The organism is Ruminococcus sp. YRD2003 (assembly GCA_900109435.1).
Classification (GTDB): domain Bacteria; phylum Bacillota; class Clostridia; order Oscillospirales; family Ruminococcaceae; genus Ruminococcus; species Ruminococcus flavefaciens_G.
Genome location: FNZT01000009.1, coordinates 110,208 through 125,110, shown reverse-complemented (window position 1 = coordinate 125,110; position 14,903 = coordinate 110,208). Strand labels below are relative to the sequence as shown.

The window sequence follows — 14,903 nt, the reverse complement described above, 5'->3', positions numbered from 1 at the left end:
CACTCCAAAAATAACGGGGAAGAACACTGTCTCCCCCGTTGATGTTATATTTTACAGAAGCTTTGTGAGGTCCTTCATATAGTCGAAGGTATCGCTGCCCTCGGGACAGTATACCCAGCCGCCGTCCTTTATCTTCGCGACAGTCAGCCAGCCGTCATCGGTCTTGTTTCCGTCCTTGTACTTGACGGTGAATTTGACCTCTACACGGTAAGCCTTCTTGACTTCCTCGCCGAAGCTCTGCTTGTAGTAATTCTCAACGTCAGTGAGATTGCTTCCGTCGAGCTTTTCCTTTGCTACGATATCGACCTTGATGCGCTTGATATTCTTTGACTTGCGGATAGTGTCGATAGTCTTATCGTTGTCGCTTACGTATGTATCCCAGTCGAGCCCGCTGTCCTTAGCTCTGACCTTGAGCTCACTCTGCTCGTCCTCGGTGTACATAGCGCTGATGATACGGTCCGTATCGCCTCTGTTGACGCCCTTGACCATATTTTTTATCGGCTTCTTATACGCATTGGCACTTGTGAAGATAAAGAGTGCGATGCCTCCGATAACAGCGAGCACAGCAATAATTCCAATGATGATGAGAGCCTTTTTCAGTCCGCCCTCGGGAGCCTTGTCAGCCTTGATGTGTTCTCTTTCGGGCACTGACTTGCCCATAGAAGCCTCGCAGGTGCAGTTTCCGTCCTTGTCGAGTTCTTTTCCGCAATATTTACAAAAAGCCATGGTATTCGACCTCCTAAAAATCTATCAGCAATATTTTAACATACTATTAACGTAAAGTCAAGCATTAACAATTAATTTTTTGGGTGCAGCGGTTATTTTTCAAGACATATAACGCCCCTGTATCCGAGCACATAGAAAACCGCGAATACAGCCGCAGGAGCAAAAGCGAGCGGGAGCATTGCCCATATCTGTCCCGAAGTGAGAGCAGCTGAGCTCGCATCGGGCTGTATCATATTGTATAACTGGATGAACCAGCCGTTTACGAGCTTGTGCCAGCGGTAGAAGTCGAACCTGCCGATGCGAAGCACCAGCCAGCTCGCGAGCGGGACAGTCAAAGCCGTTACAGTCATACCCGCAGGCAGCAGGAGCGATGTTTTCGTCCCCGAGCGGCGCTCGTCCTTGAGGTCGCCTGCCGCAGTTTTCAGTGCAAGGTTCGCCATAAGGCAGAGCATTATCCCTGCCCCGCAAAGCGCCGATATCACGCGAATCAGCGGATTTGCCGAACCTGCAAGCGTCAGTCCTACAAACAGTGAGAGGATATCAGCAGCGATGAGATACAGAAGAACACGCAGATAACGCATAGTAGGATTTCCTTTTCTTGTCCCGAATAAAAAGGCTTCGGGACGGGATAATAGCTATGAGGTGATAGAAGTGAACGATGAAGACATGAAGATATACATCCCGTCGGTCGGAGCGGATAGAACGCCTGTCCCCGATACCGACGACGTAAAGGTCTACACCTGCTCGTCGGAGGCAGAAGCTCGCGCGCACTCCGAACAGGTACCGTAAAAGACGGTCTGTGACGGGTCGATGATGAAGCCGTGATGCTCTGCGATGTGTTCGTTGATGCCTTTCAGGTGGTCGCAGTTGAGGTGTATGAGCCTGCCGCACTTGAGACATTTCAGGTGGAAGTGCTCACGGCACTCACGGGTATTTTCAATGTACTGGTAACAAGCTCCCATTTTGCCGTCAATGACGAATTTGCGGACCACTCCCGCCTCGACGAGCTTATCGAGCTGACGGTAGATAGTCGCAGTGCCGAGGGGCGAGCCCTCCGACGCGAGATAAGCGCTTATCTCCTGCACATTGGTATGTTTTTCCTTATTTCGCACAAGGTAATCTACGAGTTTTTCCTTCTGGCGTGTATTATAACCGATATCGCGTTTCATTATGCCCTCCGAATGGATTTATCATATATATGATATCACAAACAGGCGAAAAAAGCAAGCCGCTGTAAAAAACAAGCTGCGGAAGCCGACCAAATTTCGTCATTTTTTCGGTGTCGGTCCTGTTGACTTTGCCGCACGGTTCAGCTATAATTGTAATTGTGGCGACGCCGCACATCAACAATACTCAAGATGAAACCGAGAGCTGTTTTTAATGTTTCCTACAGATACAAGAACCAAATACAGGCTGAATGCCGCCTTACAAAGACTGTCAGTGCTGATATGTACAGTCTTTTTTGCGCTGTCAGCGGGCTGTGGAAGCCCCAAAGCTCCCGAAGAGCGCGAGCCAGCGGTAACGGCTTCTCAGATACGCAACTCGAAAGCGGATTTCACGCACAAATACCCGCTCGACAAGATACAGAAGAAGATGTACTCCACGCTTGCAGAGTCGATGAGATCGCCTTCCGAAGAGATACTCATCTACGAATACAAGGGCGACCACATGGACTTTCTGCTCAAGGACGCGCTCACCGCCATGACGTGCTACATCATGGACAATCCGCTTGACAGCCAGCTCCTTGCAAACCGCGACATACGCATGGAAAAGGTCAGCGGCAACCGCAAGCGCATCTGCGCACACAGGCGCGAGGGCTCGGAAGAGCTCGATATCGCCCTGATGAAGCGCGAGGACGTGCAGACTGTCAGCCGTAACTTCATAGATTCCATAGCCGACCTTGACGAAGAAGAGAAGCTCCGCGCGATACACGACCGTCTCTGCCGCGGCAAATACGACTCCGACATAAGCGACGATTCACATACTATATACAGCGCGCTCATCGACAAGAGCTCGGTATGCGACGGTTACGCGTATGCATTCAAGTACCTGTGTGACCTCGCGGACATAGACTGCATAGTCGTGATCGGAACATTCGACAAAGCACTTGACAGTGACCCTGGGCACGCATGGGACCTCGTGTGGTACGAAGATTCATGGAAGCTCGTAGACATCTCCTGCGACGTCTACGATGTTTCTATAGGCTACGAAGCGCCCTCATACAGACACTTTCTCAGCGACGACCTCGGTATGGACGGGCGTATCCCCTATGAAGCCTATCCTGTCCCGATGTACAAGGAATACCAGTAAAAAAACGCGGTTCATACGAACCGCGTTTTCGCTTATTTAAGGTATTTGCCCCACCTGTCCATGGCAGCTTGCTTCATAGCCGCGAGCTCTTCCTTGTGCGTTTCGAGTATGTCGTTCATATCCGAGATCTCTCCCATAATATCTGAAGTCTCTCCTGACGAAGATAAAGCGGGCTTGATCACTCTGCTCAGCCCGGTATCCGTCTCGAACACAAAACCTTCCCCCGAATCAGCCGAACTACAGTTGACGAAATAGTGATCCGTTCCGAAAACATCGTACGGGATAGTCAGGATAGGCTGCGTGCAGTCATTGTAATAATTCATGCCGTTTTCGTCTATCCCCATCGCTCCTATCGGCGCGACTGTAGCCGTTCCCATTCCGAAATTGAGATAGTTAGGCAGCCTTACCGAGTAGAAGTAGTTCTCGTCCTGTGCGACGTATATCGAAAGCTTTCGCCCGTTCGGAGTTTCCCTCATGTCGCCCGTACCTATCTGTGACATACCCTTGCACATCTGTTTCATCGGACGATACTTCAGGAAGTACCACGCTCCGTTCACAGCCGCGAATAATATGACACAGAAACACATCAGCACCGCCATCGCCTTTGTAAAGCGGCTCCTTTTCAGCTTCCTTCCGACCTTGCGGAAGGTCTCGGCCTCGTTGGGGAGCTCAGCTTTCACGGGCTCGCTGACGTAAAACGCCTCGGACAGGCTTCGGCAGCTTTTGCAGCCGCTCAGGTGCTCCTCCACGAGCAGCCTTGTCTCCTCGCTGCAGCTATTCTCCTTGTATATAGGCATCAGGTCGATTATGGTATTGCAAGATATCTCATTCTTGTTCATAGCATTTCCTCCTTTTCGAGAAGCTCGATGAGCTTCTTCTTTGCACGGTAATAGGTCACTCCCGCCCAATTGCCGCTCCTGCCGAAAACAGCTCCTATATCAGGGAAGCTCAGCTCGGCGAAAACGCGCAGGGTGAATACCTCGCGGTACGGTTCGTCAAGTCTGTGAAGGAGAAGGTGGATACGCATAGCAGTGTCCTTGTCGGCAATGTCAGCCTCGATGCACCCGTGAGCTGCGGGTTCGGGGACGGAATCAAGCGGGCAGTTCCTGTTTTCGGCTTTTTTCAGATAGTCGAAGTAAAGATTCTTCGCGATAGTACACAGCCATGTCCTCACAGAGCAGCCGCCCCTGAAGCTGTCGGCACTTGTCATAGCTTTCAGCATAGTATCCTGCAAGATGTCCCTTGCGAGCTGCTCATCGCGGCACATCCGCATGATAAAGGCATACAGGTCCGAGCTGTATTTCTCGTATATTTCGTGGAATTCCCTGTCCATCTTCTCACCCCCTCATACAGTTAGACGAACGAGACCTGAGATCATTACAATTATTTCAAAAAAAGTCACAGAGAAGCGGCTGCCTCCCTGTGACTTATATCTCGTCCATTTTCCCGACGCTCTGTCGGCTGTCGTCCGTCAGCGGAGCCTCCGCGGAGAGCTCCTCCATATCGCTTCGTGCGCTCTTTCTTATCTGCTCGACTCTCTCCTCGAAAGTCAGCCCGTACTGCGGTCTTCCGGTCTTCTGCTGCTCAAAAACCTCACTGAACTGCGGGAACCCCTCCTGCTGCTCAAGATAGCGGTACTTCGCATTTGCGACAATGGTCAGCACCGCAAGTACCACCGATGCGGCGAGATACACCGCATTGATCTTGATGCCGAGCAAACCGCCGAGGAACTTGTCGAAATAGTTGTCAGCATTCCAAAACAGCACCGTGTTGAAGAGCATTATCAGCGGAGCCGCCCCCGCGAAAAGGTTGCTCTTCCTGTATGTTCCGAGGAACCCCGCCGCGAGGACAGCGCCCTTGAAAACAAGTCCGTTCAGCAGAAGATACAGCAGGTCGCCGTTCATAGACATGAGGAACAGCAGGGCGTCTGCGAGGATATAGAAGCCGCAGGCTAAAACATATACAGCCGACACTCTCCTGTACATCCTCTCACACCGATTCAGGTCGGCGTGATTCTTAGTCATCGAACTTCCGTCCATTATCAGTACCTCACAGCATTATTCCGAATTTCGCCGCATATAATGTTGCATGAGCAGTAACGCTCTGCGGCGCGGCGGCATATCATACATCAGCGATGTTAAGAAGGACGCCCGCCTCCGAGATGTCGATAGTACCGAATGCAGGCCGCCTTCCGTCGTGAGGGCACGACGCACTGCCTGGGTTCAGGATATACAACCCGTCCTCGAAGGAATTCTTGCGGACGTGAGTATGCCCGAAGAGCACTATATCGCACTCGAGCTTCGCCGCTCGGGCTTTCAGGCGTTCGAGCCCGCTCTTGACACCGACGGCGTGTCCGTGAGTCGCAAAGAGCCTGTGTCCGTACGGCAGAGGAAGAACCGTATATTCGGGGCTCAGACTGCCAACATCGCAGTTTCCGCTGACGTGGAGCACCTTCTCGATGAAATCGGGGTGCTCGATGATGAAGCGGTCGAGCTCGCGTTCTCCGTCGCCGAGATGGATGAACCAGTCAGCGTCGCCGTTGCGGATAAAAACAGAAGAAAGAGCACTGTAGTTGCCGTGAGTGTCCGAGATAACGATGATACGCATAGCACACCTCCAAAAGAAAGGGTCGTTGAATCTACTAATATTATACAGCTTTTCACACATAAATGCAAGCCCGAATTTTCGGAAACACAGGAGGGACATATGAACAGCAGCAACAAGATAGACCCCGACAAGCTCAGCGGACTGCTCAACGTAGTCAGCAAAAAGATAGGAGTACCCGCAGATAAGCTCCGCAGCGAGCTTGAAGCAGGCAAATTCGACAGCGCGCTCTCGGCGATGAGCGGCAGCGACGCAGCGAAGTTCAGACAGGCGGTAAACAATCCTCAGCTTGTTGAGAAGATGATGAGCTCACCGCAGGCAAAAGCGCTGTACAAGAAGCTGTCGGGCGGGAAATAATGGACGATGTAATGGATAAGGTATCGGGCTTGCTGTCGGACGAAGAGAGCGTGCAGCAGCTCTCGGAGCTCGCGAAGATGTTCATGTCGGAGGCAGGAGAGAGCTCCGAAGCATCCGCAGACGAGCCCGCCTCCGACGAGGAGAGCAGCACCGACAGCAGCGGAATGCCCGATATCGAAACGATACTGAAACTGACGAGCCTTGCGGGAGCCTTCACACAAAGCGACAAGAACGCCGACCTGCTTCTCGCGCTGAAGCCGCATCTTGGCGAGGAAAAGCAGAAGCGCGTGGACAGGGCGGTCAAGCTCCTGAAGCTGATAGCCGTGTGGAATATGGCGAAGGAGAGCGGCTTGCTGAATAACATCGTATAGGCAGGAGGTGTGCAGGTATGTCCGTATATGTCAGCGGAAGAGCTCGCGGCTCATGGGAGCCGCAAAAGAGGCGCAATGCGGATATACCTCCCGCACCGCCGCCCGCCATTGAGCAGAAGGCAGATAAGCCTCCGCAGCCGCACGGCAGTCCTCGGCGCCGAGACCTGCTCGGAGGCATACTCCCCGACGGCATCGACAGCGATACCCTGCTCATAGCGGCACTGCTGTTCCTGCTGCTGAAGGAAGGCGGCGACATCAAGCTGGTCATCGCACTCGGCTATATATTGCTGTGAAACGGTGGTGAAACAATGGATACGGACATGATATCCATCATCGTGTGCGGAGCAGTGCTCGCGGCGATGATAGTCTACTACGCACGCCGCAGGCACAAACTGCTTTCGGCGTTGTTCGGGAGCGCCTCGGGATTTGCGGCACTTCTCCTCGTCAACCGTTTCGGCGGAGAGCTCGGAGCCGCCCTCCCGCTCAACGCATTCAACGTCTGCGGCAGCACTGTACTCGGAGCCCCGTTCGTAGCGGCAATGATAATCTGCAAGTACATATAGGACTCCGAGGCAGAATCCTTTGCGATTACAAATATTTTCCCCAAACGGTTGATTTTTTTGAAAAGATGTGCTAAAATATAAATGTAAAGTACAGGGCGGAGTGTTCCCTTGTACGGCACAACAACTACGGAGGTGAAAATTTTGAACATAATCGACATCATCAACAAGACCAAACGCGCCATTCCTCTTTCCGATGAGGAGATGACCTACGTCGTAAACGGCTACACAAGCGGCGATATACCGGACTATCAGATGTCGGCATGGCTGATGGCAGTATGCCTCAACGGGCTGACCGACAGCGAGACCCTCGCCCTCACCAAAGCAATGCGCGACAGCGGCGATATCCTTGACCTGAGCAGTATCAACGGTATCACAGCCGATAAGCACAGCACAGGCGGAGTCGGCGACAAGACCAGCTTCATCATAGGACCCGCCGCCGCAGCCTGCGGAGTATACGTACCGAAGATGTCAGGCAAGGGTCTCGGACATACGGGCGGGACCATCGACAAGCTCGAGAGCATAAGCGGCTTCCGCACCGAGCTCCCGATCGAAGATTTCACAAATATAATCAACAAGACAGGCTTCTCGATAATCTCACAGACAGGAACGCTCTGCCCTGCCGATAAGAAGATATACGCCCTCCGCAACGCGACGGGCACAGTTGACAGCATCCCGCTCATCTGCGCGAGCATCATGAGCAAGAAGCTCGCCCTCAATTCGGACATCCTGCTCCTTGACGTAAAATGCGGTTCGGGAGCTTTCATGAAGACCAATCTCGAAGCCCGCAAGCTCGCCGACCTCATGGAGCGCGTAGGCGACGCCGCGGGCAAGAAGTGCCGCGCCCTCGTGACCGATATGGACAGCCCTCTCGGAAGCTGTATAGGCAACGCCCTTGAAGTGAAAGAGGCGGTCGAGCTTCTACAGGGTAAAGTCAAAGGCAGACTTTACGACGTATGCATAGAGCTGACAGCGAACCTTCTCGAGCTCGCAGGCAAGGGCACATTCGGCGAGTGTCAGCGCATGGCTGAGGAGGCTATCTCCTCGGGGCGCGCCCTTGCTGTCCTCAAAGCTACCATCGAAGCACAGGGCGGCGACGGACGCATCTGCGACGACGTATCGCTCCTGCCGCAGCCACGTTTCAAGCACGAGATACGTGCGAGCCGCGACGTTGAGATAGTAGCCGTGAACGCCGAAGAGATCGGAATGGCATCACTGCTGCTCGGTGCGGGCAGGATAAAGAAAGACGACGCTATCGACCCGACAGCGGGCATAGTGCTCGACTTTGAGGTAGGCGACAAAATATCCATGGACGCACCGCTGATGACGCTGTACTCCACAGTATGCAGCGACTTCTCCGAAGCAGCCGTCCGCGCATACAATGCCATAACATTCCGCGACCTCACAGCCTCGGCACTGACTTGACGAAACGTTGATAAAGTGTTACAATATACTCACCGATAAAAAGGAGGTATGACCAATGGGCTTTGTTGACAAAGTACAGGAGATAGCCGAAAAAGTCGGCGATACCGTAGATAAGGGCATCAAGACAGGTTCGGACGGCTATAAGAAGATGACGGAAAAGTCCCGCCTTAAAAAGGAGATAAACCGTCTGAACAATGAGATGAACAACATCTACATCGGCATCGGAAAGAAGATATTCGCCGAGCAGCCCGAATCTCAGCAGTTCAAGTCCCAGTTCGACAACATCAGGGAGAAAGAGCACGAGATAGAACAGCTGACCGAGCAGCTCAACGACCTCGAGGACAAGATCCCCTGTCCGCAGTGCGGGGCGCTCGTCACCAAGGACGCGCGATTCTGCGATAAATGCGGGACAAAGATAGTCCGCCCCGAGAAGAGAGCCGAGCACGTCAGGGCTGAAAAGGTAACAGTGTGCAAAAAATGCGGCGCTGAGCTCGTGGACGCGGCACGTTTCTGCGACAAATGCGGTGCCAAGCTCGATGAATGAAATGAGATCCCCGTGAGTACAGGCTCGCGGGGATTATTTGCAGGGCAGATAATATCCGCCCGCCCGCAAACGCGGGAACTCTGCGGACGCCCCAAGGACGCCATACACTTGTGCCTTCCCCTGCGGGCGGCTTTTTTTGTTCCAAGGTCTTGCATTTTTGCTGTAACTGTGATATAATTAATTGTAATTGTGCTTATGCACGCAATAATCATTATGAAAAGAGGAATCACAATGCCTGCTAATATTGTTGTTGGTACACAGTGGGGAGACGAAGGAAAGGGTAAGATAATCGACATCATCTCCTCCCGCGCCGATGTTGTTGTACGCTCACAGGGAGGCAACAACGCGGGTCATACCGTCGTAAATAACGGAGAGGTATACAAGCTCCACCTTATCCCCTCGGGTATACTCTATAAGGACACCCTCTGCCTCATAGGCGCAGGAGTAGTTCTCGACCCCAAGGACTTCATAGGCGAGCTCGACAGCCTCGAGGCAAGAGGAATATCCACCGCCAACCTTAAGATAGACCCCCGCGCACACGTCGTAATGCCGTGGCACATCGAACTCGACGGACTTTCGGAGGCATTCCGCGGCGGCAAAGATATCGGCACCACAAAGCGCGGCATAGGACCTACATATATGGACAAATACGAGCGCTGCGGTATCCGCGTATACGACCTCGTACACCCCGAGGTGCTCGCGGAGAAGATACAGTCCACAGGCAGGCTCAAGAACAAGATAATCACCGACGTATACGGCGGCAAGGCATTCGACCTCGACGCAGTAACGGCGGAGTACACCGAGTACGGCAAGCGTCTCCTCCCCTATGTTGACGACGTATCCGTCCTCACATTCGACGCAGCAAAGGCAGGCAAGACGATAATGTTCGAAGGCGCACAGGCTACCCTGCTCGACATCGACTTCGGCACATACCCCTATGTTACGTCATCTCACCCGCTCTCAGCAGGCGTATGCGTAGGTACGGGCGTAGGACCGAAGGTCATCACAAACATCATCGGCGTTGCGAAGGCTTACACAACGAGAGTCGGCAAGGGTCCCTTCCCGACCGAGCTCGACGACGAGATAGGCGAGCAGATAAGAAACGTAGGCGGCGAGTTCGGTACTACCACAGGCAGACCGCGCAGAACAGGCTGGTTCGACGCAGTTATCGTACGCCACTCGGTAAGAGTGAACGGACTCGACAGCCTCGCTATCAACAAGCTCGACACCCTCGCAAACCTTGACAAGCTCAAGATATGCGTTGCATACAAGAAGCCCGACGGCACGGTAACAGAGAACTTCCCGCCCACGCTCGAGGAGCTCGAGGGCTGCACTCCCGTATACGAGGAGTTCGACGGCTTCACAGAGGACATCTCCAAGTGCACGAGCTTCGATGAGCTCCCCGACAACTGCAAGAAGTACATCGAGCGTCTTGAAGAGCTCGTAGGCTGCAAGGTCAGCATGGTCGGCATAGGTCCCGACAGGTCACAGATACTCGAAAGATAAGAGCTTTCCCATTAATAACAAGAAGGTGAAAAAATGAACGAGGAAAACAACTTTGGCACACCCGTGCTCGACGACATCGACTATGCCGAGCCGACGCCGAAAAAGGAAGGCCCCACAGGCGTATCCGCTCCCGTGCTCGACGACTTCGAGTACGTAGCCCCCGCCGAGAAGAAGGGCGGTCCCACAGGCGTAGCCGCAGTCGTGCTCGACGATATGGACAGCTATACAGCTCCCGCATCCGAGAAGAAGGGCGCTCCCACAGGTGTAACGGCTCCCGTGCTCGACGACGGAATGGGATACACCGCTCCTCAGAAGAGCGAGAAGCTCATCATGACCGACGAGCAGATAATCGACGGCATGAGCGACGAGCAAAAGGCAATGTTCGCTAATCTGCCGCAGGATAAGCAGCAGCAGATAATAGATATGCGCCGTCAGCAGCTCGGAGCCGAAGCCCCTGCACCTGCCGTCACAGCTCCGATCCTTGATGAGGACAACTACGTACCGCCCCCGAAGGAAGAAAAGCCCGCCGCTCCTGCCGAGCCCGTGACAGCTCCCATACTCGACGACGAGCCCGAAGCCCCCAAATACGTCCCGAAATTCGTAGACGAGGACCTCGAAAGGGCAAAGCGCGAGGGTGCAAAAAAGGCAGTTTCAAGCTCACTCGTTTCCGAGCAGAAAGACTCTAAAGAGAGCCTGCGAATGATGATAGAGCTCAAGGAGCAGCTCCGTCAGGAGGAAGCGAAGAAGGGCTTCAAAGTAGTCATCATACTTGCAATAATCGGAGTTATCGGAGCCGCAGCGTTTTTCCTGCTCTACAGCGGAGAATTCTTCGGACTTGAATACAAGTCCGGAATGAGCGGCATCTCCAACATCATCAAGGAAGCCTCGCTGTACATCGCAGTCGCGATGGGCGCAACGGGACTCATGGCGATAAGCGGAGTCGGCATATTCAAGACGCTCGCCTCGCTCGTATATCTGCTCGCGGGAATAATACAGGTATTCCCTGGACTGTTGATGATATCTCAGCATGAGGGCAGCCTCGGACTGGTAGTGATACTGTTCCTTGTTTCCATCGCCTGCACTATCGCCGTTTTCGGCGGTCTATCGGGACTGGAATCGGTCGGACAATACTTCAACCGCAACAGACGCCTCCCCGAAAGAGAATACAGATAATAACAAAGGGCGTGACAGCTTAAGCTGTCACGCCCTTATTGCATCATCCTTCTCCGTCCTCTTGATAGCTGATAAAGCACGGGATATTAGCGCAGTCGGGGAAGTAGAACCCCTCTATCAAATCGTCGGCGACGTTATAGATCACGGTTATCTCATAGGTGCCTGCGGTAAGAGTCTGATAGATAATGCCGTCCTTCGCGGAGTACGACGGCTTGACCCACACGCCGTACAGATTAGTGAACAGGTCATTTATTTTATTGCCGCCCACCATAGCATAGCCCTGACTTGTGATGATATCCTCGAAGCCGTACTGCGGCAGCCAATAGGTCACAAGGGGATTATCGGACTTTCCGCAGTTATCGTACACGACATCCCTGTAAGCGTCATATTTGGCGATGGTACAGCGCAGCACGCCTCTTGTGTCACCGATATGGTCAACTCTTATCGTATCCGCCAGATCGGCAAACATCAGGAACAATTCGGTCTCATCGGGGCCGTCGGTTATTTCGGGGATGTCGGAAGAGTTTTGTCTGAACTCGTCCTTCAGCTGCATCAGCGTATAAAACTGGTCGGCGATATAGGGGTAGAATTCCGCAGAATACTTATCGAGCCTGTCGAGCCCCGCATTCATCTGCGTACCGCTGAGCTGCTGATCATCGTCGCTGTAGAAGCGGATATAGGCAATGCTCATATCAGCCGTCCACACGATACAGTCGAGGAAGCGTGTCTCTTTGTCGGAGTTTAGGTACTGCCACTTTTCGACATAGATATATCCGCTCTTGTCGAATTTGAGCGAGCTTTCGAGATCCTTGCCCGCGGGGATAAAGATATAGCTCTTGTCGCTGTATCGTGCCATAGCGGTTATCATAGCAGCAGCAGTGGCACGTATCTCGTTGCTGTTGCCGTAGTTTAACGCCTGTGATGACTTTGTCACGAGCGACATCGGGTTGAACTTCTGTCTGTTCTCGTTGAGATAAACGGCAGTATTGTTGGATGTGTCGCGCGGTATGACCGCATTCTCGGCTGTATTGCTCGGAAAGAAGTGCCCGATGATATCGGCGCCGTTGAAGCCGAGCGCGAGTATCACCGCAGTCAGAACTACGAACAGCAGATTACGTTTCACAAGCATTCCTCCCCAGGGACAGTGATGAATACGGTAGTACCGACATTCTGGCGGCTGTCTATCTCAATCTTTGCGGAGTGCAGCTCCGCGATACGCTTGCAGAGCGCCAGTCCCAGACCGGCGCCGCCCGCCTTTCGGCTGCGTGACTTATCCGCCATAAAGAAGGGCTCGAAGGCTTTTTTCATAACCTCGCGGGTCATACCGATACCGTGGTCGGTGATAGTGATGACGGCATCGCCCTCGTACATAGCAGCGTTGAGCACGACGCTCTCACCGCGCGGAGAAGCCTTGACCGCATTCTCGATGATGTTATAGAGCAGCGACTTGAAGAGCTCCTCGTCCGCGGAAATGGTGATATCCTGCGACAGGCAATCCAGCCGCACGTCATTCTTAGCAAGAAGCGGCACGAGCGCGGTCTTCGTCTCGTTTATCATAGCCTGAAGACTGACGGGGCGCTTTTCTATCTCGGTCCCGTTCATTGCGACGATACCCATCAGCTTGCCCGAGAGTGAGCGCAGACGCTTTGTCTCCTCGACGATGACCCCCGCGTACTCGGTCCGCTCACCGTCCTCGACGTGCTTTTTGATACGCAGTATATCGGCAAATCCGAGTATAGAGGTCAAAGGAGTCTTCATCTCATGAGAGAGGTTGGCAATGAAGGTCTGACGTTCCTCAGCTATTTTTTCGAGACGTGCAGCATTATTCTGAACGGCGTCAGCCATTACGTTCATATTCTGCGCCAGCTCGCGGAATTCGAGGCTTCCGCGCTCGCGGATGCGAATGCGGTAGTTGCCGCCCGCGATAGCCTTTGTGTAGGTATTGAGCCTGCTGAGCGGGCTCAGCATGAGCAGCACCGTTACAAGCAGCACGAGCGATATAGTCCCCGCAGAGATAATGCTGACCTTGCGGACGAAATCGGTCTGCTTCTTTTTCATGGCGTAGATCTCGGAAATATCCACCGCAGTAACAGCACGGTAGCTCACGCCCTCGGTGGTTATCACCGACCCCACAGCGAGCATATGTCCGCTGTCCGTCTCGAAGACAGAGGTGCTGTAGTTCGCACCCGAAGGGTCTATTTTCTCGACGAATCCGCTCTGTGTGATACCGCTGAGTATTCCCTTCATGCCGTTCACGGCGATGATAGTACCGCGGCTATCGAAAATAGCCGAATCGCGCGAACGCCCGCTGCCCTCGACCACATCCGAAGCAATACGCCGCATTTCCGTGGACGTGAGGGCTATCTTATCGTCAGCGAGCTTAGCGTACACGACCGCATTCGAGAATGACGCCTCGAAGAATTCGTGCTCGGAAATTGCATGGGACTGTTCGCGTTCCAGGAGCAGACGGTGGCTGTTATTGAGAAGAGTAACGGAAATGACGTTCACCGCAATGATTATCAGCAGCAGCGAGCTCAGGAATATCTTCTGCCAGAGTTTCATGAGCTGTCACGGCTTTCGAGTCGGTATCCGAGCTTCGGGATAGTGATAAGGCAGTCCTTCAGTCCGAGCTTGCGGCGGACCTGCTGAACGTGGATATCCACAGTGCGGCTCTCCCCCCCGAACTCGAATCCCCACACACTTGAGAGGAGCTGCTCGCGAGAAACGGCGATATTCTGGTGCTGAAGGAAATACACGATAACATCGAACTCCTTTGGTGTGAGCTGAACGTGCTCACCGCGGAGGGTTATCTCGTGCCTGTCGATGCTTACGGTGATATCGCCGTAAGTGATAGTATCACGGACCTTATTTGAACGCCGCAGCACAACATCAATGCGCGCGAGCAGCTCCAGTGCCTCAAACGGCTTGACGATATAGTCCTCCGCCCCGAGGCGCAGTCCCTTGACCTTGTCGGAGACCTCCTGCATGGCGGTGAGGAAGATAACGGGGATACCGCAGCCCTTTATAGCCTCCATGACCTCGAAGCCGTTCATCTCGGGGAGCATGATATCGAGCAGGATAAGGTCATAACCGCCCCTGAGAGCCTCCTCGGCACCCGAGCGTCCGTCATAGCGGCAGGTGCCCTTGTAATCGACCATACTGAGCGCAGCGGTGATCATTTTAGCGATATTTTCATCGTCCTCGATAATAAGTATATTTATCATATATAGCCTCACAATGCGATTTTTCGGAAAAAGGCTTGACATTTCCGAAAAAATGTTGAATAATAGTATGGACAGTCATTAAGGCGGCGCCATAGTAACGCAG

20 protein-coding genes are annotated in these 14,903 nt (G+C 53.3%); 10 read left to right on the top strand and 10 right to left on the bottom strand.

The genetic code is table 11. The features are described 5' to 3' along the window. Positions 1-51: 51 nt before the first annotated feature. Together BMX22_RS08695 and BMX22_RS08690 are read right to left on the bottom strand one after the other, a co-directional pair. Positions 52-726, bottom strand: coding sequence for a hypothetical protein (locus BMX22_RS08695; protein ID WP_074742085.1), 675 nt, complete (start codon positions 724-726; stop codon positions 52-54). 92 nt (positions 727-818) lie between these two features. Then, positions 819-1,307 (bottom strand): hypothetical protein, encoded by a 489-nt coding sequence (locus tag BMX22_RS08690; RefSeq protein WP_074742084.1) that lies wholly within the window; start codon positions 1,305-1,307, stop codon positions 819-821. A 70-nt stretch (positions 1,308-1,377) separates the two neighbouring features. On the opposite strand from BMX22_RS08690, the gene BMX22_RS16455 reads away from it, so the two are divergent. Continuing rightward, on the top strand, positions 1,378-1,515 hold the full coding sequence (locus tag BMX22_RS16455; protein ID WP_177172999.1) for a hypothetical protein: 138 nt from the start codon (positions 1,378-1,380) through the stop codon (positions 1,513-1,515). Here the strand turns inward: BMX22_RS16455 and BMX22_RS08685 are convergent. Next, on the bottom strand, positions 1,461-1,895 hold the full coding sequence (locus BMX22_RS08685; protein WP_074742083.1) for a Fur family transcriptional regulator: 435 nt from the start codon (positions 1,893-1,895) through the stop codon (positions 1,461-1,463). The two genes, BMX22_RS16455 and BMX22_RS08685, sit on opposite strands and share 55 nt — an antisense overlap. Positions 1,896-2,106: 211 nt before the next feature. On the opposite strand from BMX22_RS08685, the gene BMX22_RS08680 reads away from it, so the two are divergent. Beyond that, positions 2,107-3,036 carry a transglutaminase domain-containing protein gene (locus tag BMX22_RS08680; RefSeq protein WP_074742082.1) on the top strand — a complete coding sequence of 310 codons (930 nt, stop codon included), beginning with the start codon at positions 2,107-2,109 and terminating at the stop codon, positions 3,034-3,036. A 32-nt stretch (positions 3,037-3,068) separates the two neighbouring features. On the opposite strand, the gene BMX22_RS08675 is transcribed toward BMX22_RS08680, so the two are convergent. From BMX22_RS08675 to BMX22_RS08660, 4 genes are all read right to left on the bottom strand, one after another. Next, positions 3,069-3,875, bottom strand: a complete 807-nt coding sequence (locus BMX22_RS08675; protein WP_074742081.1) for a zf-HC2 domain-containing protein — start codon at positions 3,873-3,875, stop codon at positions 3,069-3,071. Then, positions 3,872-4,369 carry an RNA polymerase sigma factor gene (locus tag BMX22_RS08670; RefSeq protein ID WP_074742080.1) on the bottom strand — a complete coding sequence of 166 codons (498 nt, stop codon included), beginning with the start codon at positions 4,367-4,369 and terminating at the stop codon, positions 3,872-3,874. Before BMX22_RS08670 ends, BMX22_RS08675 begins: the two co-directional genes overlap by 4 nt. A 94-nt stretch (positions 4,370-4,463) precedes the next feature. Next, entirely contained in the window at positions 4,464-5,060 is a 597-nt protein-coding gene (locus BMX22_RS08665; RefSeq protein WP_143055504.1) for a hypothetical protein, read from the bottom strand. A 97-nt stretch (positions 5,061-5,157) separates the two neighbouring features. Beyond that, positions 5,158-5,643, bottom strand: a complete 486-nt coding sequence (locus BMX22_RS08660; RefSeq protein ID WP_074742078.1) for a metallophosphoesterase family protein — start codon at positions 5,641-5,643, stop codon at positions 5,158-5,160. A gap of 99 nt (positions 5,644-5,742) precedes the next feature. Here BMX22_RS08660 and BMX22_RS08655 point away from each other — a divergent pair, with 99 nt between their 5' ends. The 8 genes from BMX22_RS08655 (at position 5,743) to BMX22_RS08620 (ending at position 11,576) form a co-directional block, all read left to right on the top strand. Then, complete coding sequence (locus BMX22_RS08655; RefSeq protein WP_074742077.1) at positions 5,743-5,997, top strand: hypothetical protein; 255 nt, start codon at positions 5,743-5,745, stop codon at positions 5,995-5,997. Beyond that, the gene (locus tag BMX22_RS08650) at positions 5,997-6,368 is read left to right on the top strand and encodes a hypothetical protein (protein ID WP_074742076.1); all 372 of its coding nucleotides are present in this window, start codon (positions 5,997-5,999) and stop codon (positions 6,366-6,368) included. Before BMX22_RS08655 ends, BMX22_RS08650 begins: the two co-directional genes overlap by 1 nt. 17 nt (positions 6,369-6,385) lie before the next feature. Beyond that, entirely contained in the window at positions 6,386-6,661 is a 276-nt protein-coding gene (locus BMX22_RS08645) for a hypothetical protein (RefSeq protein ID WP_074742075.1), read from the top strand. A 15-nt stretch (positions 6,662-6,676) separates the two neighbouring features. Beyond that, positions 6,677-6,931: a pro-sigmaK processing inhibitor BofA family protein gene (locus tag BMX22_RS08640; RefSeq protein WP_074742074.1), complete on the top strand. Its 255-nt coding sequence runs from the start codon at positions 6,677-6,679 to the stop codon at positions 6,929-6,931. A 141-nt stretch (positions 6,932-7,072) separates the two neighbouring features. After that, positions 7,073-8,353: a thymidine phosphorylase gene (locus tag BMX22_RS08635; RefSeq protein WP_074742073.1), complete on the top strand. Its 1,281-nt coding sequence runs from the start codon at positions 7,073-7,075 to the stop codon at positions 8,351-8,353. 55 nt (positions 8,354-8,408) lie between these two features. Next, positions 8,409-8,897, top strand: a complete 489-nt coding sequence (locus BMX22_RS08630) for a zinc ribbon domain-containing protein (protein ID WP_074742072.1) — start codon at positions 8,409-8,411, stop codon at positions 8,895-8,897. A gap of 231 nt (positions 8,898-9,128) precedes the next feature. Then, complete coding sequence (locus BMX22_RS08625; protein WP_074742071.1) at positions 9,129-10,403, top strand: adenylosuccinate synthase; 1,275 nt, start codon at positions 9,129-9,131, stop codon at positions 10,401-10,403. Positions 10,404-10,436: 33 nt separating this feature from the next. Further along, positions 10,437-11,576, top strand: a complete 1,140-nt coding sequence (locus tag BMX22_RS08620; protein WP_074742070.1) for an MFS transporter — start codon at positions 10,437-10,439, stop codon at positions 11,574-11,576. Between the two features lie 43 nt (positions 11,577-11,619). Here the strand turns inward: BMX22_RS08620 and BMX22_RS08615 are convergent, their stop codons facing one another. The 3 genes from BMX22_RS08615 to BMX22_RS08605 are packed head-to-tail and all read right to left on the bottom strand — an operon-like array spanning position 11,620 to position 14,800. Beyond that, entirely contained in the window at positions 11,620-12,699 is a 1,080-nt protein-coding gene (locus BMX22_RS08615) for a hypothetical protein (RefSeq protein ID WP_074742069.1), read from the bottom strand. Beyond that, entirely contained in the window at positions 12,696-14,138 is a 1,443-nt protein-coding gene (locus BMX22_RS08610; RefSeq protein WP_074742068.1) for a HAMP domain-containing sensor histidine kinase, read from the bottom strand. The genes BMX22_RS08615 and BMX22_RS08610 overlap by 4 nt, the downstream gene beginning before the upstream one ends. Beyond that, positions 14,135-14,800, bottom strand: coding sequence for a response regulator transcription factor (locus BMX22_RS08605; protein ID WP_074742067.1), 666 nt, complete (start codon positions 14,798-14,800; stop codon positions 14,135-14,137). The genes BMX22_RS08610 and BMX22_RS08605 overlap by 4 nt, the downstream gene beginning before the upstream one ends. Positions 14,801-14,903 lie beyond the last annotated feature (103 nt).

Coding starts and splice junctions, on each gene's coding strand:
- BMX22_RS08695 (WP_074742085.1), bottom strand. CDS start 726: ATGGCTTTTTGTAAATATTGCGGAAAAGAACTCGACAAGGACGGAAAC.
- BMX22_RS08690 (WP_074742084.1), bottom strand. CDS start 1,307: ATGCGTTATCTGCGTGTTCTTCTGTATCTCATCGCTGCTGATATCCTC.
- BMX22_RS08685 (WP_074742083.1), bottom strand. CDS start 1,895: ATGAAACGCGATATCGGTTATAATACACGCCAGAAGGAAAAACTCGTA.
- BMX22_RS08680 (WP_074742082.1), top strand. CDS start 2,107: ATGTTTCCTACAGATACAAGAACCAAATACAGGCTGAATGCCGCCTTA.
- BMX22_RS08675 (WP_074742081.1), bottom strand. CDS start 3,875: ATGAACAAGAATGAGATATCTTGCAATACCATAATCGACCTGATGCCT.
- BMX22_RS08670 (WP_074742080.1), bottom strand. CDS start 4,369: ATGGACAGGGAATTCCACGAAATATACGAGAAATACAGCTCGGACCTG.
- BMX22_RS08665 (WP_143055504.1), bottom strand. CDS start 5,060: ATGACTAAGAATCACGCCGACCTGAATCGGTGTGAGAGGATGTACAGG.
- BMX22_RS08660 (WP_074742078.1), bottom strand. CDS start 5,643: ATGCGTATCATCGTTATCTCGGACACTCACGGCAACTACAGTGCTCTT.
- BMX22_RS08655 (WP_074742077.1), top strand. CDS start 5,743: ATGAACAGCAGCAACAAGATAGACCCCGACAAGCTCAGCGGACTGCTC.
- BMX22_RS08650 (WP_074742076.1), top strand. CDS start 5,997: ATGGACGATGTAATGGATAAGGTATCGGGCTTGCTGTCGGACGAAGAG.
- BMX22_RS08645 (WP_074742075.1), top strand. CDS start 6,386: ATGTCCGTATATGTCAGCGGAAGAGCTCGCGGCTCATGGGAGCCGCAA.
- BMX22_RS08640 (WP_074742074.1), top strand. CDS start 6,677: ATGGATACGGACATGATATCCATCATCGTGTGCGGAGCAGTGCTCGCG.
- BMX22_RS08630 (WP_074742072.1), top strand. CDS start 8,409: ATGGGCTTTGTTGACAAAGTACAGGAGATAGCCGAAAAAGTCGGCGAT.
- BMX22_RS08625 (WP_074742071.1), top strand. CDS start 9,129: ATGCCTGCTAATATTGTTGTTGGTACACAGTGGGGAGACGAAGGAAAG.
- BMX22_RS08620 (WP_074742070.1), top strand. CDS start 10,437: ATGAACGAGGAAAACAACTTTGGCACACCCGTGCTCGACGACATCGAC.
- BMX22_RS08610 (WP_074742068.1), bottom strand. CDS start 14,138: ATGAAACTCTGGCAGAAGATATTCCTGAGCTCGCTGCTGCTGATAATC.
- BMX22_RS08605 (WP_074742067.1), bottom strand. CDS start 14,800: ATGATAAATATACTTATTATCGAGGACGATGAAAATATCGCTAAAATG.